The organism is Paenibacillus validus NBRC 15382 (genome assembly GCF_004000985.1).
GTDB classification, from domain to species: domain Bacteria; phylum Bacillota; class Bacilli; order Paenibacillales; family NBRC-103111; genus Paenibacillus_G; species Paenibacillus_G validus.
Window position 1 is genome coordinate 1 of record NZ_BIMH01000012.1, and the last position, 21,273, is coordinate 21,273.

Annotated in this window: 18 protein-coding genes; 3 read left to right on the plus strand and 15 right to left on the minus strand. The window is 58.3% G+C overall.

The features are described from left to right. Positions 1 to 54: 54 nt before the first annotated feature. From PVA01S_RS26570 to PVA01S_RS10535, 8 genes are all read right to left on the minus strand, one after another. Positions 55 to 219 (minus strand): hypothetical protein, encoded by a 165-nt coding sequence (locus tag PVA01S_RS26570; protein WP_155613862.1) that lies wholly within the window; start codon positions 217 to 219, stop codon positions 55 to 57. Next, entirely contained in the window at positions 216 to 833 is a 618-nt protein-coding gene (locus PVA01S_RS10505; RefSeq protein ID WP_127607572.1) for an SLOG family protein, read from the minus strand. The genes PVA01S_RS26570 and PVA01S_RS10505 overlap by 4 nt, the downstream gene beginning before the upstream one ends. A gap of 144 nt (positions 834 to 977) precedes the next feature. Next, the gene (locus PVA01S_RS10510; RefSeq protein ID WP_127607422.1) at positions 978 to 1,391 is read right to left on the minus strand and encodes a PaaI family thioesterase; all 414 of its coding nucleotides are present in this window, start codon (positions 1,389 to 1,391) and stop codon (positions 978 to 980) included. Positions 1,392 to 1,448: 57 nt separating this feature from the next. Continuing rightward, on the minus strand, positions 1,449 to 3,131 hold the full coding sequence (locus tag PVA01S_RS10515) for a long-chain-fatty-acid--CoA ligase (RefSeq protein WP_372813434.1): 1,683 nt from the start codon (positions 3,129 to 3,131) through the stop codon (positions 1,449 to 1,451). A 31-nt stretch (positions 3,132 to 3,162) separates the two neighbouring features. After that, complete coding sequence (locus PVA01S_RS10520; protein WP_127607424.1) at positions 3,163 to 4,932, minus strand: acyl-CoA dehydrogenase family protein; 1,770 nt, start codon at positions 4,930 to 4,932, stop codon at positions 3,163 to 3,165. A 31-nt stretch (positions 4,933 to 4,963) separates the two neighbouring features. Continuing rightward, positions 4,964 to 6,145, minus strand: coding sequence for an acetyl-CoA C-acyltransferase (locus tag PVA01S_RS10525; protein WP_127607426.1), 1,182 nt, complete (start codon positions 6,143 to 6,145; stop codon positions 4,964 to 4,966). A gap of 25 nt (positions 6,146 to 6,170) precedes the next feature. Further along, entirely contained in the window at positions 6,171 to 8,567 is a 2,397-nt protein-coding gene (locus tag PVA01S_RS10530) for a 3-hydroxyacyl-CoA dehydrogenase/enoyl-CoA hydratase family protein (protein ID WP_127607576.1), read from the minus strand. A gap of 18 nt (positions 8,568 to 8,585) precedes the next feature. Beyond that, positions 8,586 to 10,772 (minus strand): (Fe-S)-binding protein, encoded by a 2,187-nt coding sequence (locus PVA01S_RS10535; RefSeq protein WP_174817577.1) that lies wholly within the window; start codon positions 10,770 to 10,772, stop codon positions 8,586 to 8,588. A gap of 163 nt (positions 10,773 to 10,935) precedes the next feature. Between PVA01S_RS10535 and PVA01S_RS10540 the strand changes: the two genes are divergently transcribed. From PVA01S_RS10540 to PVA01S_RS10550, 3 genes are read left to right on the plus strand one after another with little or no spacing between them, the layout of a single operon-like run. Continuing rightward, positions 10,936 to 11,520: a TetR/AcrR family transcriptional regulator gene (locus tag PVA01S_RS10540; RefSeq protein WP_054798451.1), complete on the plus strand. Its 585-nt coding sequence runs from the start codon at positions 10,936 to 10,938 to the stop codon at positions 11,518 to 11,520. Positions 11,521 to 11,553: 33 nt separating this feature from the next. Further along, a complete protein-coding gene (locus tag PVA01S_RS10545) occupies positions 11,554 to 12,321 on the plus strand; it encodes an electron transfer flavoprotein subunit beta/FixA family protein (RefSeq protein WP_054798450.1) in 768 nt (255 codons plus the stop codon). A gap of 42 nt (positions 12,322 to 12,363) precedes the next feature. After that, the gene (locus PVA01S_RS10550) at positions 12,364 to 13,341 is read left to right on the plus strand and encodes an electron transfer flavoprotein subunit alpha/FixB family protein (protein WP_127607428.1); all 978 of its coding nucleotides are present in this window, start codon (positions 12,364 to 12,366) and stop codon (positions 13,339 to 13,341) included. Between the two features lie 66 nt (positions 13,342 to 13,407). On the opposite strand, the gene PVA01S_RS10555 is transcribed toward PVA01S_RS10550, so the two are convergent. From PVA01S_RS10555 to PVA01S_RS10580, 7 genes are all read right to left on the minus strand, one after another. Then, a complete protein-coding gene (locus PVA01S_RS10555; protein ID WP_054798448.1) occupies positions 13,408 to 13,944 on the minus strand; it encodes a glycerol-3-phosphate responsive antiterminator in 537 nt (178 codons plus the stop codon). 46 nt (positions 13,945 to 13,990) lie between these two features. After that, entirely contained in the window at positions 13,991 to 15,493 is a 1,503-nt protein-coding gene (gene glpK, locus PVA01S_RS10560) for a glycerol kinase GlpK (RefSeq protein WP_054798447.1), read from the minus strand. Positions 15,494 to 15,622: 129 nt separating this feature from the next. Then, positions 15,623 to 17,320, minus strand: coding sequence for a glycerol-3-phosphate dehydrogenase/oxidase (locus PVA01S_RS10565; protein ID WP_127607430.1), 1,698 nt, complete (start codon positions 17,318 to 17,320; stop codon positions 15,623 to 15,625). A 219-nt stretch (positions 17,321 to 17,539) separates the two neighbouring features. Continuing rightward, positions 17,540 to 18,640 (minus strand): polysaccharide deacetylase family protein, encoded by a 1,101-nt coding sequence (locus PVA01S_RS27205; protein WP_230875908.1) that lies wholly within the window; start codon positions 18,638 to 18,640, stop codon positions 17,540 to 17,542. Between the two features lie 134 nt (positions 18,641 to 18,774). Further along, complete coding sequence (locus tag PVA01S_RS26575) at positions 18,775 to 18,927, minus strand: hypothetical protein (protein ID WP_155613859.1); 153 nt, start codon at positions 18,925 to 18,927, stop codon at positions 18,775 to 18,777. Further along, entirely contained in the window at positions 18,928 to 20,184 is a 1,257-nt protein-coding gene (locus PVA01S_RS10575; protein ID WP_127607432.1) for an aminopeptidase, read from the minus strand. Between the two features lie 75 nt (positions 20,185 to 20,259). After that, the gene (locus PVA01S_RS10580) at positions 20,260 to 21,117 is read right to left on the minus strand and encodes an SDR family oxidoreductase (RefSeq protein WP_397375990.1); all 858 of its coding nucleotides are present in this window, start codon (positions 21,115 to 21,117) and stop codon (positions 20,260 to 20,262) included. Positions 21,118 to 21,273: the final 156 nt, after the last annotated feature.

The following is a 21,273-nucleotide window of genomic DNA, read 5'->3' on the forward strand; positions in this document are numbered from 1 at the left end:
GCCCGTCCGCAAGGGTCGGGCTGCCTGGAGCGGCAAACGCGTTCGCAGGAGGGACTAGTGGACGGACAGGGCCATTCGCATGGCTTGCAGCGGGACGCTTTTGCGGCAGCAAGCTTGCGCCTCGGCAGCCGCAGGCGGCACGTTGGCCCCGCTTCTGGCCATACGCCCGCCTTCAGCGCTCCGGACGCCCGCTGCTTCGGGCTGAACCGGCGCGTTCATGAAATGCCTTCGTCATCGGAGCCAGAGTCCCCGTACTCCCGGGAATACGCCAAAGCGCCGTCGTCCCAATCGTCCAACCGCTCTTCCTCGACGATGCTTTGCAGATCGTATTCCGTAATGCTGACGATCGGATAAGGCCGCACGAGCGCTTGCCGGGCGGCCAGCTCCTTCATAAATTTCGGCGAGCCTTCCTTCTCCTCGTCATAGAGGATGACCATCCCGTCGGTATTGCGGAGCAGAAATTTGTTGCTCTCTTTAAATTGCCACCCGCCCTCATATTTCGTTTTCGTCACGCTGTTGACGTAATCGGCCCGCTGCAGTACGCCGCTGTACAGACCGCGCTTCTCTTCGCTCCACTTCTCGTCCTGCTCCAGAAACGGTGTGATGACGGCCAAACGAAGGCCCGGAAACTCGGACTTCAGCTCGACCGCCGCCTCGGCCGCCCACAGCTCGACGCCCCATTGTCCGCTGACGATGACCCATTCCAGCCCATCGTCCAGCAGGGCGACCAGCTGCTTCCGGATCGCCTTCTTGATAATGCCGATGCCCGGATGCTTCAGCGAAAAAATGCCGAGCTCCGACGCTTTATAACCGGTGACAAGAACCCGCTTCATCCGCTCCCACATCCCTAGTCCGTTCATTCTCTTCCTCGTACGTACTAGGGTAGCATAGACGAACGTGTTAATAAAGCACCGGCTTTAACGCCCCCTCCCCCACCCGCGCCTGAACGAAATAACGCCGAAGGCTGCTGCCCCCTCCTACTTCGTGCCTCCCCTAATGCGAAACGTGCCCGTGCCCAATGCGCACAGGTCGCCGCTTTCGTTATACGCGCGGGCTTGCGTCGTCACCATTTTGCGCGAGCTGTGCACGACTTCGGCAGTCACCCGCAGCGTACCGAGGTTCACCGGCGCCATGTAATGGAGATGCAGGTTGGTCGTCACGACGCTCTCCCCGGGCTTCCTCGCCATCGCCGCGAGCCCCATCGCGGAGTCGATCAAGGTCGCGTGCACACCGCCATGCAGAATCCCGATCAAATTGAGATGATGCGGCTGAATGTCCAGCGTAACGACGACGCCTTCCGGCGATAACGATTCCAGCTTCGCTCCGAGGTGATCCCAGAAGGTGCCCCGGGACGACTCTTCCAGCCGCTGTATATCAGATGACGGATCCATGGCCGTCTCCTCCCGTCTCCAGCCAAAATACGGGCAAATCCGCGAACGCCCGCCTTCCTAAAGGTCTTGTTTCAGCTTTTCCGCTTCCTCCTCGATCAATTTGCGGCGCAGCACCTTCCCGACGATCGTCTTCGGCAAGCTATCGCGAAACTCGAACTGCTTCGGCACCTTGTAAGCCGCAAGCCTTTCCTTGCACCACGCTTTCAGCTCTTCCGCCCCCGCCTCCCCATCCGGCTTCAGCACGATATACGCCTTGACCGTTTCGCCGCGGTACGGATCGATGACGCCGGCGACAACCGCCTCCTCGACATCCGGGTGCTCGAACAGCACTTCCTCCACTTCGCGCGGATAAATGTTGTAACCGCCTGCAATAATCAAATCTTTGCGCCGATCCAAAATATAAAAATAACCGTCCTCGTCCATCCGCCCCAAATCACCGGTGTACAGCCAGCCGTCCTTCAATACCTTCTCCGTTTCGTCCGGTTTGTTCCAGTAGCCCTTCATCACTTGCGGTCCGCGAACGACGAGCTCGCCGATTTCCCCGACCGGCAGCTCTTCCCCGGTTTCCAGATCGACGACCCGGCTGTCTGTGTCCGGAAACGGAATTCCGATCGAGCCCAGCTTGCGCTTCTCCCAAATATTGTTCGCATGGGTGACGGGCGACGCCTCGGTCAGCCCGTACCCTTCAATCAGCTTGCCGTTCGTCATCCTCTCGAACTCCACCTGCACCTCATGAGGCAGCGAGGCAGCCCCGCTGATGCAAAATTTGATTGACGACAGATCGTACTCCTTCACTTTCGGATGATGGATCAGCGAAATGTACATCGTCGGCGCACCCGGGAAAATCGTCGGCTTCAGCTTGTGGATCGCCGCAAGCACTTGATTCACGTCATAGCGCGGCATCAGCACGAGACAACCCGCGACATAGGCGGATTGATTCATGAGCACTGTCATGCCGAACACGTGGAAGAACGGCAGCGCCGTCATATACTTTTCCTTGGCGACCTCCGTTCGATACGCCCAGAGCTTACACTGAATGGCATTCGCGATCAAATTGTAATGGGTCAGCATGACGCCCTTCGCAATTCCGGTCGTGCCTCCGGTATATTGAATCAGCGCCAAATCGTTCTCCGAATCGACCGGAACGCCGCCGGGTTCGGGCGTGGCGCGACGCAGCAGGTCCACCCACGATACAACGCCGCCGCCATACGCAACCTCGCGTTTCAGGCCGTCTTTTTTGGCCTTCAAGGGGTACAGCCAGTTTTTCGGAAAAGGCAGGTAATCTTTGATCGAGGTGACGATCACCTGTTTAATTCCGGTCTGAGGGACGACCTTCATGACGCGTTCGAACAGCAGATCAAGCGTGACGATCGTCGCCGCTCCGGCATCGTTCAACTGATGTTCCAGCTCACGCGGCATATAGAGCGGATTCGTCATGACGACGATACCGCCGATCATCAGCGTTCCGTAATACGCAATCATCGCCTGCGGGCAATTGGGCAGCATCACAGCCACCCGATCCCCCTTGCGGACGCCAAGCCCGGACAGCGCGCCGGCAAACCGATAGGCGGCATCCAGAAGCTGACGGTAGGTCATCTTTTTTCCTAGAAAATGCAGGGCGTCCCGATCCGGATAATCGGATGCGCTTTGCACCAAAAAATGCGCTAAATTTTGCTTCGGGTATTCGTAGGTCGCTGGCACTTCGGCAGGATAATGGCTTAACCATGGTTTGCTGGACAAGTCGACCACCCCATGACTCATGATGTCGGGATCAGAGCACATATTTCTCGGCTTCGATCACGCGAGAACCGATGGAACGTTTCAGTGCGATGCTGTCTACCGCCGTTCGGCGCGCCAGCTTCTTCAGCACGGACAACTGGGTACGCAGCATATCGCCGGACTCCATAGCCGCGAGCGATTGTTTCGCCCGCGCTTCGATCCGATCGAACGATTCGTGGACGAACACGGTTGTCATCTCCACAGCAAGCCGGGACTTCGCTTCCCCCGAGCGGGCCATCAGCTTCTTCGCGCGCAGCAGCGCGCTTTCCATGGCGAAGACTTCGATCATGATGTCGGCCAAACCGCTTAGTATTTCCTGTTCTTGCTCCAGCTTCATTTGATACTTCTGAACAGCTCCGGCGCCGGCCATAAGGAACACCTTTTTGGCCATCGCCAGCAGATGCGTCTCCTGCTCCAGCGCGCCTTCGAACAGCTGCCCCGGGACGAGGGACAGCAGGTCGGATTGCAGCGCCATCGCCTTCTGCATCAAGGGCAGCTCGCCTTTCATCGCGCGTTTGATCAGCGTGCCCGGGATGAGCAGACGGTTGATCTCGTTCGTGCCTTCGAAAATCCGGTTGATCCGGGAGTCCCGATAGATGCGTTCAATCCGGTACTCCTGAATAAAGCCGTACCCGCCGTGAATTTGCACGCCCTCATCGGCGACGAAATCGAGCGTTTCCGAGCCGAACACTTTGTTGATCGAGCACTCGAGCGCATATTCCGCGATTGCTTTCGCCGATTGATAGCCGGCATTCTCGCTGCCGTGACCGACTTCGGCCAGTCCTTCATCGAACAAACCGGCCGTCCGGTACACCATGCTCTCCAAGACGAAGGTGCGGATGTTCATATCCGCCAGCTTGGCGCCGATCAACGGAAAGGATGAAATTTTGCGCCCGAACTGGGAACGCCCGTTCGCATACTTGGAAGCGTATTCGATCGCATCCTTGGATGCCCCGAGGCAGCCCGCCGCCAGCTTGAAGCGGCCGATGTTCAAAATATTGAAGGCGATCAAATGGCCTTTGCCGACCTCCCACAGCAGGTTTTCCGCCGGCACCTGCACGTCCTCGAGAATGAGCGGGCATGTGGACGACCCTTTAATGCCCATCTTCTTCTCTTCCGGACCGATGCTCACGCCTTCCATCGTGCGCTCGACGATAAATGTGCTGAAATCGGTGCCGTTCACCTTGGCGTACACGATGAAGACATCCGCAAATCCGGCGTTCGTAATAAACTGCTTCGTCCCGTTCAGCACGTAATGCGTTCCGTCTTCCGACAAGACGGCCGTCGTTTTGGCGCCAAGCGCGTCGGAGCCCGAGGACGGCTCCGTTAAGCAGTAGGCGGCGATTTTCTCGCCGGACGCGAGCGGCGGCAAATAGCGGCGCTTCTGCTCCTCGTTGCCGAAATACACGATCGGCAGCGTGCCGATGCCAACGTGCGCGCCGAGCGTCAGCGCAAAGGAAGACGCCTTCGTCAGCTTCTCGTTGATCAGCGTCGAGCTGATCTTATCGAGACTGAGCCCGCCGTACGCTTCCGGCACATCGGCGCCGAGCAGTCCGAGCTCGCCCGCTTTGCGCAGCAGGCTGACGGACAACGCATAGTTCAGCTTCTCCACTTCTTCCTCGTGCGGGACCACTTCGCCGGCGACGAAGTCCTCGGTCGTCTGACCGATCATGCGCTGCTCTTCCGTAAAATCTTCCGGGGTTACGACTCGGTTAAAGTCGATATCGTCGATGATAAAGCTGCCGCCGATCGTTTTGCTCATCTCGGGTTCTCTCCCTTGTACGCGATTTGGATTACGCATGAACTTCGAACACACCGGCCGCGCCCATGCCGCCGCCGATACACATCGAGACGACGCCGATGCCGCCTCCGCGGCGGCGCAGCTCGTGAATGAGCGTGGCGGACAGCTTCGTGCCCGTACACCCGAGGGGGTGGCCGAGCGCGATCGCGCCGCCGTTGACATTGACCTTCGCTTCGTCAAGCTCCAGCTGGCGAATGATGTGCACGCACTGCGAAGCGAAAGCCTCGTTAATCTCGAACAAGTCGACGTCGGCGAACGTCAGGCCTGCCATCTTCAGCGCCTTCGGGATCGCTTCGACCGGGCCGACGCCCATAATCTCCGGCTCGACGCCGGCGAGAGCGAACGAGCGGAACGTCGCCAGCGGCTGCAAGCCGAGCGCCTCGGCGCGCTCCCGGCTCATGAGCACTGCCGCAGCCGCGCCGTCGCTCATCTGCGACGCGTTGCCCGCCGTCACCGTGCCGCCGAGCTTGAACGCCGGCTTCAGCTTGCCGAGCGTCTCAAGCGTCGTATCGGCGCGGACGCCTTCGTCTTCCTCGAAGACGAACGTCCGGCTTCTCACCCTGCCGCCGTCGTCGACCTGTTGGAACTTGACCTGCACAGGCACGATCTCGTCGCGAAACTTGCCTTCGCGCAGCGCAGCCGCGGCCTTCGCATGAGAACGGGCGGCGAAGCGGTCCTGATCCTCGCGGCTCACGCCGAAGCGGTCGGCGACATGCTCGGCCGTATGGCCCATGCCGATGTACACCTGCGGCATTTGCTCCACGATCTTAGGGTTCGGCGACACCTTGAACCCGGTCATCGGCACGTGGCTCATGCTCTCCACGCCTCCGGCGATCAGCACATCCGCAGCGCCTACCATGATGCGCTCCGCCGCGAACGCGATCGACTGCAAGCCGGACGAGCAAAACCGGTTGACCGTCAACGCCGGCACCGTCGCCGGGAACCCGGCGTACAGCGACATGATGCGGGCGAAGTTGAGCCCCTGCTCGCCTTCCGGCATGGCGCAGCCGATGATGATGTCCTCGACGTCCTCCTTCTTCAGCCCGGGGGTCCGCTCCACGACGGCTTGCAGCACCGCCTTGCCCATATCTTCCGCGCGCGTCTGGGCGAAGCTGCCTTTCTTCGCCTTGCCGATCGCGGTTCGGGCGATCGATACGATTACCGCTTCTTTCATTCGCCTTCCCTCCTCTGTCGAATAGTCAGTTCCGCAGCGCTTTGCCCTTGGCCAGCATGTGCTGCATCCGGGCTTGCGTCTTCGGCTCGCCGCACAAGCTCAAGAACGCTTCGCGCTCCAGATCGAGCATGTATTGCTCCGTGACGAGCGAACCGGCCGGCACATCGCCGCCGGCAAGCACGTGAGCGAGCTTGTTCGCAATCTTCAAGTCGTGATCGCTGATGTAGCCTCCCTGCTTCATCCCGTAAGCGCCGAGCTGGAGAACGGCTTTGCCCTCTGCGCCGACGACGCGGATTTTCTCCTCCCGGATCGGCTCGTAGCCGCCGCGCGCGAGGCCCAGCACGGACCGCTTCGCTTCGTAAATCAGATGCTCCTGATTCACGACGATACGGTCGGTCGGCTTGAACAAGCCGAGCTTCAACGCGTCATGGCCGCTCGTCGATACTTTCGCCATGCCGATCGTTTCGAACGCCTGGTTGATATACGGCTGCATATCCGCATCGGGATGCGTAACACGCTGGCTCGTGCGCAGCGCCAGCTCCTTGCAGCCGCCGCCGGCCGGAATCAGGCCCACGCCCGCCTCCACAAGGCCGAAATACGTCTCGGCCGCAGCCACGATCCGGTCCGCCGGCATGCAGGCTTCGACCCCGCCGCCGAGCGTCATCCGGTGCGGCGCCGCGACGACCGGCTTTTCGAACCGTTTCACCTTATACATCGTGTTCTGGAACAGGCGGATGATACCGTCGATTTCGTCCCATTCCTCGTCCTGGGCTTCCATGAGCAGAATCATAATATTCGCGCCTACGCAAAAGTTCCGTCCCTGATTGGCGATGACGAGGCCGTCGTAATTGCGTCGAACCTCCTCCAAACTCTGCTGGATCATCACCAAAATATCCGCGCCGATCGCATTGTTCGGCGAATGGAACTCCAGGCACGCCACCCCGTCGCCAAGATCGATCAGGCTTGCGCCGCTGTTCGACTTCACGACTTTGTTATGCTCCTTCAGCCGCTTCAACGAAATCTCTTCCGCAGGCGTTTCCAGTTGCTTATATTCGCCCCGGCTCACATAGAACGTCGCGCCTTCCTGCTTGCGGTAAAACGACGTGTGGCCTGCCGCCACCCAGTCCTTCACCCAAGCGGGCACCGCCGTTCCTTCCGCTTCCATGCGCTGCACCGACTTCGGCAATCCGATGGCATCCCACGTCTCAAACGGCCCAAGCTCCCAATTGAAGCCCCACTTCATCGCCTCGTCGATTTCCCGGACGGTATCCGCAATTTCGCCGAGCTTCTCGGCCGAATACACGAGCACCTTCTTGAGAATGTTCCACGCCAGCTCTGAGTAGCGATCGCCTGCGCCGATCAGCGCCTTCGTCTTCTCCTTCGCGCCTTTAGCGAGCTTCACCGCTTCGAGCGAAGCGGAGGACGGCTTCTTCTGCGGCTCGTATTCCATCGCAGCTACGTTCAAAGAGAGAATTTCACTGCCGTTCGGACCCTTCTGCTTCAAATAAAAGCCTTGACCCGACTTCTCCCCGAGCCATCCCTTCTCCACCATGCCGCGCAGCGCCGCCGGGACGGCAAATACAGCTTTCTCCGCTTCGTCCTGCGTCGATTCGTATACGTTGTTCGCGACATGCACGAACGTATCGATTCCGACCAGATCGAGCGTGCGGAAGGTGGCGCTTTTCGGCCGGCCCATCGCAGGCCCGGTGACGGCATCCACCTCTTCGACGGCGAAGCCTTTGTCCAGCATTTCCTGCAGCGTCACGAGCAGCCCGTAGGTGCCGATCCGGTTGGCGATGAAATTCGGCGTATCCTTCGCCAATACGACGCCTTTGCCAAGGCGCTTTTCGCAAAATTCCCGCATCCCGCTGACGATGTCAGGTTCCGTGAGCTCGCCCGGAATCAGTTCAAGCAGCTTCATATACCGCGGCGGGTTGAAAAAGTGGGTGCCGAGGAAATGCCGTCTGAAAGATTCGCTGCAATCCGCCGACATGGCCTCGATCGAGATGCCCGACGTGTTTGAGCTGACAACCGTGCCGGGCTTCCAATGGGCTTCGACCCGGGACAACAGCCGCTGCTTGACCTCCAGATTTTCAACGACGACCTCAATGACCCAATCGACATCGGCGATTAACGCCAGATGATCGTCCAGATTGCCCGGCGTAATGCGGTCTGCGAACGCGTCGTCATACAGCGGCGAAGGCTTCGTCTTGCGAAGCTTCTCCACCGCCTGTGCGGCAAGCCGGCTGCGCACGGCCGCGTGCTCCAGCGTAAGCCCTTTGGCCGTCTCCTCATCCGTCGGCTGCTTCGGCACGATGTCCAGCAGCAAGCAGGGAATACCGGCGTTCGCCAAGTGGGCGGCAATGCCCGAACCCATCACACCGGACCCGATTACCGCCGCTTTACGTATCGATCTCATCATCATGGACCTACCTCCGTCTCAATGCGTAGTGGGAATTTGGGCATTTCCGGAGCCGAATACGGCTTGCTCCAGCAGCTCCGCGATATCTCTGGCTTTCACTCGGGATTCGACCTCCTTCATCTTCGTCCCGTCCTCCATCATTGTTAAGCAGTACGGACACGCGCTGCTGATGACCGTCGGGTTCGTGCGAAGCGCCTGCTCCGTCCGGGCCGCGTTGACACGCTTGCCGGACGTCTCTTCCATCCACATCATCCCGCCGCCGGCGCCGCAGCACATCCCGTTCTCGCGGGTGCGCTCCATCTCGACGAGCTCCACCCCGGGAATCGCCCGCAGTACGCTGCGCGGCTGATCGTACACGTTGTTGTAGCGCCCAAGGTAACACGAATCGTGGTAGGTGACGCGCTCCTTCAGCTCATGCTGCGGCTTCAGCCGGCCGGTGCGGACCAGTTCGTCGAGCAGCTCCGAATGATGCTGCACCTCCACGCCCTCCAGGCCGAAGTCCGGATACTCGTGCTTGAGCGTGTTGAACGTATGCGGACAGGCGGTGACGATTTTCTTGACGCCGTATTTCTCGAATGCTGCGATATTTTCAGCGCACAGCTGCTGGAACAACATTTCGTTGCCGAGTCTGCGCGGCGTGTCGCCGGAGTTTTTCTCTTCATTGCCGAGAATCGCGAAGCTGACGCCAGCCTCATGCAGCAGCCGGACGAAGGCGCGGGAAACTTTACGGCTGCGCAGGTCGTACGAACCCATCGACCCGACGAAGAACAAATAGTCGAAGGCCGGGTTTTCCTTCACCGTCGGCACCGCCAGCCCTTCGATTTCGCCGGTCCATTTGCTCCGGTCGCTGCGGCTGAGACCCCACGGATTGCCTTGGCGTTCAATGTTTTGCATCGCGCGCTGCCCTTCATGCGGCATGCTGCCCTGCATCAGGACCAGGTGCCTGCGCAGGTCGACGATCTTGTCGACATGCTCGTTGCCGACCGGGCATTGGTCCTCGCAGTTGCGGCACGTCGTACAGGACCAAATTTCGTCCTCCGTCATCACATCGCCGATCAGCTCCACTTCCGTCGCCGATTTCCCGGTTTGCGTCTTCCACGAAGCCTGCTGCCACTGCAGTGTAGGGCGAATATCGGTTACAACGTCGTCACCCGCTCTCCAGCCGACGCCTTGATCGTCCATCGCAGTCATCATATGAGCGCCCGCGGACGAGCCAGCTGGCCCGGTAAAGGCGAATTCCGGCACCCAGGGCGACTTGGACGTCACGGCCGCGCCCTTCTCTACGAGATGGTCCCGCAGCTTCACGATCAGATGCATCGGCGACAGCGTCTTGCCGGTGTTCGACGCCGGGCATACGTTCGTACAGCGTCCGCATTCGACGCATGCATAGAAGTCAAGCATCTGCTTCTGCGTGAAATCTTCGATCCTGCCGACGCCGAACGATTCGGCCTCCTCGTTCTCGAGATCCAGCTTCTTCAAGCGGCCGACCGGCTCCTGGCGCCGGAACCAGATGTTGACCGGGGCCGTCATGATATGAAAGTGCTTCGATTGCGGCACATAGACCAGAAAGGCGAGCAGAATGAGCAGGTGAAGCCACCAGCCGGCGTAAAAGGCGGCCTTCGCCGCACCGGCGGACAAGCCGACGAACGATGCGGCGATCGCGGACGAAATCGGAGCGTAGGCGCTTGCCGGATGCCCGAGCCATACGCGTTCGAACGCAAGCGACAGCAGAACCGAGAGCATCAGGCCGAGGATGAAGAAGAGGACGAGGCTCGGCTTCCATCCCTTTTTCAACCGGGGCAGCTTCTCGGCATACCGGCGGAACGCCGCATACCCCATCGCGATCAGGATCGAGAAGACAGTCGCCTCCTGCAGCAGGCTGAACGCGTCGTAGCCCGGGATCGGCAGATTCTTTCCCCCGGTCAGTCCCTTAAAGATCAGTTCCAAAGCCCCGAATTGCAGGATGATGAAGCCGTAGAAGATGACGAGATGCATGACGCCGCTTTTCCTGTCTTTCAGCAGCTTGGTTTGCCCGAAAATCTCGGCCATGAACGCCCCGGGCTTCTCGCGGCCCTGCCTTCTGAAATCGGCAGGCTGCCCGAGCTTCATATACAAATAACGGCGGTACACGGCTTTGCCGAACAAAAGGACGCCGTATCCGGTTACGGCCACAAACAACAGCGCGTTCACGATCTGCCACATCATCTCGCCCGACCTTCCTTTCAACTGATTTGGAAGCGGTTACAAACAGGTTTCATAAAAATCTTACGAGTGAAATACGTTGACAATAAGTACCGTTTCTCATAAGATTAGGATAATGAATGAGTATTCATTCAGTTATTTGAATCTTAACATCGGGGTGCCCGAAATGACAAGTAGGAAAAAAGAAAAATATCATTTTATTTTGGACGCCGCCTTGAAAGTGATTGCCGAGAACGGGTACCACAACGCACAAGTATCGCGGATCGCCAAGGAAGCCGGGGTCGCAGACGGGACGATTTATTTGTACTTCAAAAATAAGGAGGACATCCTTATTTCGCTGTTCCGGGACCGGCTCGGAGACCTCGTACAGCTGTTTCACGACAGCATTCAGGAAACCGATTCCGCGGATGAAGCGCTTCGCAAAATATGCGAAATTCACTTCACCCAGCTGGAGACGAACGTCAACCTGGCCTACGTGACCCAAATCGAGCTCCGGCAAAGTTCGATTGAGCTGCGCAAGGCGATCGGCGAAGTCGTGAAGACGTACATCGAGCTCATTGAGAAGGTGCTGCGGCAGGGCATCGACGCCGGCTTGTTCCGTGCCGATCTGGATGTGAAGCTGACCCGGCTGCTGGTGTTCGGCGCCATGGACGAGGTCGTCACGTCCTGGCTCATCTCCGGCCGCAAATATACGCTCGCGTCGCAGGTCGACAAAACCGTCGATTTTTTCATCAGAGGCTTGAAAGCATAGGTTCTCTATATTGTATGGGGAGGGGCAGTACACATGAACATTTATGTGCTGATGAAGCAGACGTTTGACACGGAGGAAAAGATCGTGATCGCGAACGGCGCCGTATCCGAGGACGGCGCGAAGTTTATCATCAACCCTTACGACGAGTACGCAGTGGAGGAAGCGATCCGCCAGAAGGAACGGCACGGCGGCGTCATTACGGTCGTCTCCGCAGGACCGGAGCGGACCGCCGAAGCGCTGCGGACCGCCTTGGCGATGGGCGCGGACGAAGCCGTGCTCATCACGGACGACCGGCTCTCCGGGGACGAGTATGCCGTATCCAGGGCGCTGGCCGCTTATCTCGGGCAGCAGCCCGCAGACCTCGTACTCGGCGGCAACTTCTCGGTCGATACGGGCGCCGGTCAAGTCGCGGTTCGCGTCGCCCGGCTGCTGAACCTCGCGCATACGTCCTCGATCACGAAGCTGGACATCGCAGACGGGCGCGCCACCGTACTGCGCGACGCCGAGGGCGATACCGAGACGCTCGAAGTGACCCTCCCCGCCCTGTTTACCGCGCAGCAAGGCTTGAACGAACCGCGGTATCCGTCCCTGCCCGGCATCATGAAGGCAAAGAAGAAGCCGTTCCGGCAGCTGACTCTGGACGATCTCGGTTTGAGCGAGGCGGACATCGCGCCCCGGACGGTGCGCGAGTCGCTCTCGCTGCCGCCGGCGCGCCAGGCGGGTCAGCTGCTGTCCGGCGATCCGCAGCAGCAAGCCGCCCAACTCGTGCATCTGCTTCGTACGGAGGCGAAGGCGCTTTAATCGAAGCGCCCGACATTACGCATACCAAGGAGGGTTCACCCTATGAGCCAAACGTATATGATCGTCGCGGAAGTACGAGGCGGCAAGCTTCGTCAAGTCTCATTGGAAACGCTTCACGCCGCCGCTCTGGCCAAAAGCGAGGGCGACCGCATCACAGCCGTCCTGATCGGCCATCAGCTAGCCGAATTCGCGCAGGAGCTGTCCGGATACGGCGTCGATCAGGTCGTGACCGCGGATCACGCCGGGCTCGCGCACTACAACCCGGACACGTATTTCGCGGCTTTATCGGAGATGATCGACGCCGTTCAGCCGTGCGCCGTCTTCTTCGGGCATACCTCGACAGGCCGGGATTTGGCTCCGCAAGTCGCCGCCCTGCTCGGCGCCGGACAAATATCAGATGTGATCGCCCTGGAGAAGGACAGCTCCGGGCTGGTGTTCACACGGCCCCTGTATGCAGGCAAGGCGTTCGAGAAGAAGCGGTTCACGCAAGGACCGTTCGTCGTCACGATCCGGCCCAACAACATCTCCGCCGCCGCAGCTGTGCCCGGCTCGCAGGCCGAAATCGTGCAAGCCGCTTACGTCCCTGCCGCCGATCTTCGCTCCGTCGTGAAGGACGTGGTGCATAAAGCTTCGGGCAAGGTCGATTTGACCGAAGCGAAAATCGTCGTCTCCGGCGGCCGCGGCGTCAAAAGCCAGGACGGCTTCAAGCCGCTCGAGCAGCTGGCTGAAGTGCTGAACGCCGCCGTTGGCGCTTCCCGCGGCGCATGCGACGCGGGATACTGCGACTATGCGCTGCAGATCGGCCAAACCGGCAAAGTGGTGACCCCGGAAATTTACATCGCCTGCGGCATCAGCGGCGCCATCCAGCATTTGGCCGGCATGAGCCAATCGCGCATCATCATTGCCATTAACAAAGATCCCGACGCACCGATCTTCCAAGTGGCCGATTACGGTATCGTCGGCGACCTGTTCGAGGTCGTGCCGCTCCTGACCGAGGAGTTCAAGAAAGCTTTGGCCTGACATCAACAAGAGCACCCTGACCATACGAGGTCAGGGTGCTCCACGAAACTTTCAACTCTTATGAGGTTACCACAATTCCGCCCTGCTGGTGGATACGGCAATCGCGCCGGCCTGGAATAAGGTGGCTACGTCCTCTTTCTTCTCAACGAACCCGCCAAGAATAATATCCACACCCGTTTCTTTCTTTACGGTTTCCAGCTTCGGATAAGAGAAGCTGGGGAGGATTTCAATATAGTCCGGCTTCACTTGCGCCGCAGCATGAATAATCGTTCTTATGGAATGAGAATCGATCAGAAAGCCCCGCTGAATGGCGCTCAACCCGTATTTCTTCGCATGAATCAAGGAAGAGGTTCTCGTACTGATCACGCCATCGATCTTGATCACTTTGGACAGAAAATGAATGGATGCCTCATCTTCCTTGATGCCTTTGACCATATCCAGATGGAGATAAATTTTCTTTTTCGCTCTTTTGACGCTTTCGACGATGCCTTGCAGCTGGATGAGCTCGCCTTCAAGCAGGAAAATCACATCTTGGGGCGCAGCGAGCGCCATTTCCAGCTCTTTAAAATTTCTTACGGCCGGTATAACCATATTTTTGATCATAACGCGTCCTCCACGTCCAGCTTATCTTCCTGACGTATGGATGGTGTCACTCTTCGTCCTTCTCCCATTCCATCGTTCGTTTCACGGCTTTCTTCCAGCCTTTGTACAGTTTCGTGCGGACTTCTTCCTCCATATTCGGCACGAACGTCGCATCCCCGCTCGCACGCTTCGCAATATCTCCTTTGTCCCAGAAGCCGACAGCGATCCCAGCCATATACGCCGCTCCGAGTGCCGTCGTTTCCGTCACCTGAGGCCTTTGTACGTTCACCCCCAGAAGGTCTGCCTGGAACTGCATCAGCAAATTGTTCGCCGTAGCTCCGCCGTCCACCCGCAGGGACTGCAGCTTCAATCCGGAGTCGCTTTCCATCGCGCTCAGGACGTCCTTCGTCTGGTAAGCCAGCGAGTTCAGCGTAGCTCTTATAATATGCTCCTTTTTGGTTCCCCGCGTTAAGCCGAACATGGCGCCTCTCGCGTACATATCCCAGTAGGGTGCGCCTAAACCGGCAAAAGCAGGCACAACGTACACGCCGTCGGTATCTTTGACTTTGCCGGCGTAAAACTCGGAGTCCGCCGCCGAATCGATCATTTTCAACCCGTCGCGAAGCCATTGCAGCGCTGCTCCGGCAATAAATATACTTCCTTCCAGCGCATACTCGACTTTGCCTTCCATGCCCCATGCGATCGTCGTCAACAGCCCGGACTTGGAGGCAACTGCCCGGTTTCCCGTATTCATCAGCATAAAGCAGCCTGTGCCGTACGTATTTTTGGCCATGCCCGATTCGAAGCAGGCTTGCCCGAACAGCGCCGCCTGCTGATCGCCCGCAACCCCGGCGATCGGAATTTCGGAGCCCCCGAATGTTTGCGGATCGGTGACCCCATAGAGGCCCGCGGACGGTTTGACTTCAGGCAGCATCGAGAATGGAATCCCAAGCTCCTTGAGCAGCTTTTCATCCCAGCACAGCTCTTTGATATTATACAGCATCGTACGGGCGGCGTTGGAATAGTCCGTGGCATGTATCTGCCCCCGCGTTAATTTCCAGATCAGCCATGTATCCACGGTGCCGAATAACAAATCGCCCCGCTGCGCTTTTTCCTTGGCTCCCTCGACGTTGTCCAGGATCCATTTGATCTTGGTGCCCGAGAAATAGGCATCGACGACAAGTCCCGTGTTGTCCCGAATGTAAGGCTCCAGACCTCTTTCCTTCAGCTCGTCGCAAATCCCCGCCGTTCTCCGGTCCTGCCATACGATTGCGTTGTATACGGGTTTTCCGTTATGTTTATCCCAGACGACCGTCGTTTCCCTCTGGTTCGTAATCCCGATCGATGCGACCTCCTGCGGGCGTATGCCGACGGTTTCCAGAACTTCCCGTGCTACCCCGCTTTGCGTTCCCCAAATTTCCATCGCATCGTGCTCGACCCAGCCGGCTTTCGGATACAACTGGGTGAACTCCTTTTGAGCCATGCCTACGATCGTTCCCGCTTTATCGAAGAGAATCGCCCGGGAGCTGGTCGTACCTTGGTCAAGGGCGAGTACATATTTCTTGTCCACACAAAAACCTCCTACTTATGTCTTGCTCCTGTCAAAGCACCCGTCATTTGCACGGCGTTGCATCCGGGAACCTGACTCCAGAAGAAATTCTCCGCACCGGCTGGCACAATCGTCCCTTATCCATTCCGGCTAAATGGCTTTGGAGTAGTTCCGCTTGGTCTCATCGCGAGGCGTGACCGCATCCTGCATCTCTTGTTCCAATTCGCTCGCGTACCTTGCGGCGGTCTCTTCGTCCCACCCGAACATCATCTTCATGCAATGAACGACCTGGTCCTTATATGCCTTGGCCAGACCCATATGAAACAGGACGGCCCCTGACCGCCGAATCAGGAAATCGACCGGTTTTACCGACATTTCCTCCTGTACGGCATACATCAAGCTGAGATACAGGTCGAGAGGCAAACCATACTTCTCCGCCTCGGCCTTGCCATTTCCCGATTTTGCGATCTCCAAAATTTTATCGATATTAGAACCATATAGCTGCGCCAATTTCCGGCCGCTCTCCAAGCTTAGCCCATATTGAAGCGCAAGTGTAGCCTTTTCTTCAACAAAATGCGCAAAATTCGAAGATCCGCCTACATCGCCGCCGGAGATAGGCAGCGTTTTGGTCCTGCAGGGTTGAAAGGTAAGCTGATATTCGTGATGAAGGTGCTCCGCAACCAGGTCGACGACCATCTCGGCCATCTTCCGGTAGCCGGTCAGCTTGCCGCCGGCGATCGTGATCAGCCCGGAGTCCGATTCCCAAATTTCATCTTTCCGTGAAATTTCAGAAGGGTCCTTGCCTTCCTCATAGATTAAAGGCCTTAAGCCGGCCCAGCTCGATTCAATGTCTTGCTCACGAATGCGCACATCAGGGAACATGTCATTGATGGCCTTGATCAAATAGCTTCGATCTTCCGTGGACATCTTCGGATGTGCGATATCCCCTTCATAAAAAGTATCCGTCGTCCCCACATAGGTTTTGCCGTTCCGGGGAATGGCAAAGACCATCCGCTTATCGGGAGTGTCAAAGTATATGGCCTGCTTCAACGGAAACCGGCTTTGATCAATGACGATATGCACGCCCTTCGTCAAGCGCAGCTGCTTCCCTTTTTTGGAATTGTCCTTCTCGCGCACCGTATCTACCCACGGCCCTGTTGCGTTTACAATCTTTTTGGCAAACAGCTGTATCGTTCTTCCCGACAACCGATCGACAACCTGGGCTCCGATTGCCTTGCCGTCCTCATACAAGAACTGCTCGACTTTCGCATAGTTCACAGCGAAAGCACCAAAATCTACCGCGCGTTTAAGGACTTCGATCGTCAGTCTGGCATCGTCCGTCCGATACTCGACATAATAGCCGCTGCCTTTCAAGCCTTTCTTCTGGAGCAAGGGCTCCCTTTGGAGCGTCTCGCTGACATTCAGCATCTTGCGCCGCTCGTTCGGCTTCACGGCGGCTAAGTAATCATAAACCATTAAACCGATCGAGGTTGAAAAAGTGCCGAACGTTCCGCCTTTGTAGATCGGCAGCAGCATCCACTCCGGCTTCGTCACGTGCGGTCCGTTCTCGTACACGACGGCCCGTTCCTTGCCCACTTCCGCCACCATTTTGACTTCGAAGTTTTTCAAATAACGCAGTCCGCCATGAACCAGCTTCGTGGAGCGGCTGGATGTTCCCGCGGCGTAATCCTGCATCTCTACCAATGCGACCTTCATCCCCCGGTTAGCGGCGTCTAAGGCAATACCGCTGCCTGTAATTCCGCCGCCTATCACTAATAAATCCACATGCATACCGTTTATTTGGTCTAATAAGGCGTCACGATCGAGCCCTGAAAATTTGGATGGCATCTGCTAAAACTCCCTCGCCGTTTGATTTACATGGTTGACGGAAACACAAAAATCCACACCCATTCGTATCCTTATTATGCCTAAGGATACCAAAAAGTGTGGATCTCAACATTCTCCGTCACATTGTATTTACTTGATACTAATCATAGTATTAGATGCAGCCGCTGTCAAGGGAAATGATCAGGGGCGTGCCTGGATTCGCCTTTCGTCAAGCGGGCGCTACGGCTTGCTCAACCTGCGGACCCATTCCGACAAGCGCTCTTTGCCGTTCACATAAATACGCTTCAGCTCCAAAGGCGGCTGCGCCGAAGTGGTCCAGCCTTGCCGGATTGTAAAGGCGTAACGGAACCCGGCCTCCTCCAGCACGGACAACGTGGTCTTGTTGAATTCGCCGTACGGGTAACAGAAGACGTCGGCCTTCGTCCCGAGCTTCTCCTCAATGAGCCGGCGCGCTTCCGTAATTTCCTCCTTCTGCTTCTCGGGAGAAAGCTTGGGCAGATGCGGGTGCGTCATGCCGTGCGGCTGAATATCCCAGCCCGACTCGTGCATTTGCTTCACCTGCTCCCAGTTCAGGTAACCGTCCTGACCTGCGACGCCGGGAGACATGAACAGCGTTGCGGGAAATTGATGCTTCTGCAGCACAGGCATCGCGTGCTCGAAGTTGTCTTCGTAACCGTCATCGAACGTCAGCAGCACGGGCTTCGGGGGAGCCGGCTTCTTTTTCTCAAGGATCAGGATAAATTCGGTTAAGGAGAGCGGCGTAAATCCGTGCTCGGCCAAATACGACATTTGAGCGGCGAACTTGTCCGGAGCAAGCACCAGCGAATTGCCCGGATCGTGACCGATGCTGTGGTAGTTGAGCACGGGCATGGATACCGTCTTCTTGTCTAGCGCAGCGGGGAAGGCTTCCGCCTCCGCGTTCGCGGAGGACCCGGCGTACACGACGGCCGTTACAGCCTCACGGCCTTCCGCAGCCGCTTCCGCCGCGGCTTGGGAGGCCGCCGCGGCCGCAGCCGTCTCGTTGACGCCGGGCGATGGCGCCGGGGCTTCGGGCGGCGACGTTGCCGCAGGCGGCGCATCGCCGGAAGCGCCAGCATCTGCGGCGTCCGTGTCCGCCGCGGACGCAAGCGCCGCTGCTGCAGAAGGCGGCACAGCCGCATCCGGTTCCGCAGGCGGCAGCGTCTCCTGCCGGGGCACCGCCGCAGTGAGGGGCGCTTCCCGCCCCGGCGGCGAGCCGGCTGAGGAAGTGCAGCCGGCGGCCCATAAACCGACGCCGGTCAGGACAGATAGCGATAGAGCGGAAGCCAGCTTACTTTTCATACGAATCCTCCCGCGCAAGAGTAATAAGCGAAGCCGGCAGCCTGTTTGCATGCTGGACATTCATGTCATTTTGATCCTCTTAGGTAAGGCTATACGACTCATTCTTACAATATGTATGCGGGCTGTCCGTGTTATTATTTCTCCATCGTCGAATAAATTCCTTTGCCCGCTTCGAAATCATGAGCTGCTCGGATGACGAACGGCAGCACTTGCGCGCTCACGGCCAAAAAGCGGAACGCCGTGCGCCGCAGCGCCCGAACATTCCGCTTCTGACCAGCCTGCCGCATCTAGTTCGCATGAGCTCTGCCCGTCACCCAGTTCCCTTGCCGGAACAACGGCTCTCGCTTGCCGTCCGGCAGCTCTCCGTCAATATCGAGCTCGGCCGATCCGACCATAAAGTCGACATGCGTCAGACTGACATTCGCGCCCTTCGCCAGCAGCTCCTCCTGCGTCATTCGCGTACCGCCCTCCAGCGTAAAAGGATACGCGCTGCCGATGGCAAAATGGCACGAGGCGTTCTCGTCGATCCCGGTGTTGTAAAACACCCGGTTCAAATTCGATATCGGCGAGTCGTGCGGAACAAGCGCGACTTCCCCCAGATAACGGGCTCCCTCGTCGGTTTCCAGCAGTGCGGTTAAATAGTCCAAACCCGCTTCCGCCGAATAATCGACGATCCGGCCGTTCTCAAAGGTGAGCGAAAAGCCTTCCACCAGCCGGCCATTCAAATTGAGCGGCTTCGTACTCGTCACCGTCCCGTGGACTCCCAGGCGATGAGGCATCGTATACACTTCTTCGGTAGGCAGATTGGCTACGAAATAAACGCCCTGATCGTCGGTTGTGCCGCCGCCATGCCAAATATGGCCCTCCGGCAGCTCTACGGACAAGTCGGTGCCCGGTGCCCGGTAATGCAGCTTTTTATATTTCTTCGCATTCAAATCGTCTTTCGCCGTCTTCAGCCGGTCGATATGCTCTTGCCACGCCGCGATCGGATCCTCCCGATCCACCCGGTTCATCTTGAAAATGGTGTCCCACATCGCCTGAATCCGCTCATCCTCCGGCAGATCGGCAAATACTTTGGCCGCCCATGCGCGGGTCGGAGCTTTCACCAAGCACCAGCTGAACTTTTTATTGCGTACATAGCCTTGAAACTTTTGGCGCGCCACAGCGGCCGCTTTCGTGGCAGCCGTTACTTTATGCGAGTCAACGCCCTTGTATAATTCGGGGTCGGGCACTTTGATGTTCAGCAGCGCTCCCCCGCCTTCTGCGAGCTGTTCCATCATTTGCGCAGTCCACGCCGGGTAATAAGAAAACGACTCGTCCGGCGCATAAGCGAAACGGGTTTTCGTCACTTCCTCGTCGTCCCACTGCACCTGAACATATTTGGCTCCCGCTTGATACGCTTTTTGCACCACCTTGCGGGTAAACCCGGCGGCTTCGAGCGGCGATTCCACCAGCAGCACCTGACCCGGTTGAATGTTGACGCCGACGCGTACGACGAGCTCCGCATATTTTTCCAGATGTTGTTCAAATTCGTTGCTATCCATCTGCCTTATCTCCTCGTCCGAAAGTTCAAAATGTATATCCGTTAGTATACGCCAAAATGATGAATGAGCCCAAAGTCAGTTCAATATACGGAGCAGCACGCGCTCGTACAAGTTCCATGGCAGCAGCGCTTTCGCCCGCAGCGCGATTTTGGCGCCCCTGCCAAGCGGGTACCGCAAACTCGGGTTGGACAAAGCAACCACCCCGGCGATCCGATCGGCCACTTCCCGGGGGTCGGGCGCCGCTTGCGCGGCCTGCCGCGAATAACGCAGGACGCGCGCGAGCGGCTCGCGGTAGGGAGACGTGGCTGACGTGCAGATCGTATCAAAGCCTTTCTGCCAAATCGCAGTGCGGTAAGCGCCCGGCTCGATCAGGACGACGCGTACGCCGTACGGTCTCATCTCCAATCGCAGCGATTCGCTGAACCCTTCGACCGCGAACTTGGACGCGGCATAAGCCGAGTATCCCGGGAAAGCCGAACGGCCGCTGATGCTGCTTACATTGACGATACAGCCGGAACGGCGCTCTCGCATATGCGGCAGCACCGCTTTCGTGACGGCGACCAAACCGAAGAAGTTCGTCTCCAGCTGCTCGCGGAACCGCTCCATCGGCACATCCTCGACGAACCCGCCGACGGCCATGCCGGCGTTGTTCACCAGCGCGTCGATCCGCCCGTACCGCTCCGTTACGGCAGCGACGGCCAGCTCAATCGATTCCGGCTTGGTCACGTCAAGCGGCATCGTTTCGATCAGCTCCCCTACGCCGTCCCGCACCGCCCGTTCCAGCAGATGTTCGCGGGCTGCCACGTTACGCATCGTGGCGACGACCCGATATCCCCGGCGCGCCAGCGTCACCGAAACGAGCAGGCCGAACCCGCTGGAAGCCCCTGTGACGAGCGCTACGGGCCGTTTGGCATCAAGGTTCTCCTTGCCCATCTTCATGACCTCCTCCGTTTCAACCAGCAGATGTTCATTAACGGCATCCCGTTTGCTCTCATCATACTTGGGATGGGCTGAGGGGACAAGCGAGGGGACAAGCGCAGCCCCCTGCCGATCCGCATTTTCCCGGGCCAACCGCCTGCGGGCGGGTGT

Bases quoted from the DNA above. Each gene is read 5' to 3' on its own strand.
- PVA01S_RS10555 (WP_054798448.1), bottom strand. From the start codon at position 13,944: ATGATCAAAAATATGGTTATACCGGCCGTAAGAAATTTTAAAGAGCTG.
- PVA01S_RS10525 (WP_127607426.1), bottom strand. From the start codon at position 6,145: ATGAAAGAAGCGGTAATCGTATCGATCGCCCGAACCGCGATCGGCAAG.
- PVA01S_RS26575 (WP_155613859.1), bottom strand. From the start codon at position 18,927: ATGCGGCAGGCTGGTCAGAAGCGGAATGTTCGGGCGCTGCGGCGCACG.
- PVA01S_RS10540 (WP_054798451.1), top strand. From the start codon at position 10,936: ATGACAAGTAGGAAAAAAGAAAAATATCATTTTATTTTGGACGCCGCC.
- PVA01S_RS10575 (WP_127607432.1), bottom strand. From the start codon at position 20,184: ATGGATAGCAACGAATTTGAACAACATCTGGAAAAATATGCGGAGCTC.
- PVA01S_RS10565 (WP_127607430.1), bottom strand. From the start codon at position 17,320: ATGCCATCCAAATTTTCAGGGCTCGATCGTGACGCCTTATTAGACCAA.
- PVA01S_RS10535 (WP_174817577.1), bottom strand. From the start codon at position 10,772: ATGATGTGGCAGATCGTGAACGCGCTGTTGTTTGTGGCCGTAACCGGA.
- PVA01S_RS10580 (WP_397375990.1), bottom strand. From the start codon at position 21,117: ATGGGCAAGGAGAACCTTGATGCCAAACGGCCCGTAGCGCTCGTCACA.
- PVA01S_RS26570 (WP_155613862.1), bottom strand. From the start codon at position 219: ATGAACGCGCCGGTTCAGCCCGAAGCAGCGGGCGTCCGGAGCGCTGAA.
- PVA01S_RS10505 (WP_127607572.1), bottom strand. From the start codon at position 833: ATGAAGCGGGTTCTTGTCACCGGTTATAAAGCGTCGGAGCTCGGCATT.
- PVA01S_RS10550 (WP_127607428.1), top strand. From the start codon at position 12,364: ATGAGCCAAACGTATATGATCGTCGCGGAAGTACGAGGCGGCAAGCTT.
- PVA01S_RS27205 (WP_230875908.1), bottom strand. From the start codon at position 18,640: ATGAAAAGTAAGCTGGCTTCCGCTCTATCGCTATCTGTCCTGACCGGC.
- PVA01S_RS10510 (WP_127607422.1), bottom strand. From the start codon at position 1,391: ATGGATCCGTCATCTGATATACAGCGGCTGGAAGAGTCGTCCCGGGGC.
- PVA01S_RS10545 (WP_054798450.1), top strand. From the start codon at position 11,554: ATGAACATTTATGTGCTGATGAAGCAGACGTTTGACACGGAGGAAAAG.
- PVA01S_RS10530 (WP_127607576.1), bottom strand. From the start codon at position 8,567: ATGATGAGATCGATACGTAAAGCGGCGGTAATCGGGTCCGGTGTGATG.
- PVA01S_RS10520 (WP_127607424.1), bottom strand. From the start codon at position 4,932: ATGAGCAAAACGATCGGCGGCAGCTTTATCATCGACGATATCGACTTT.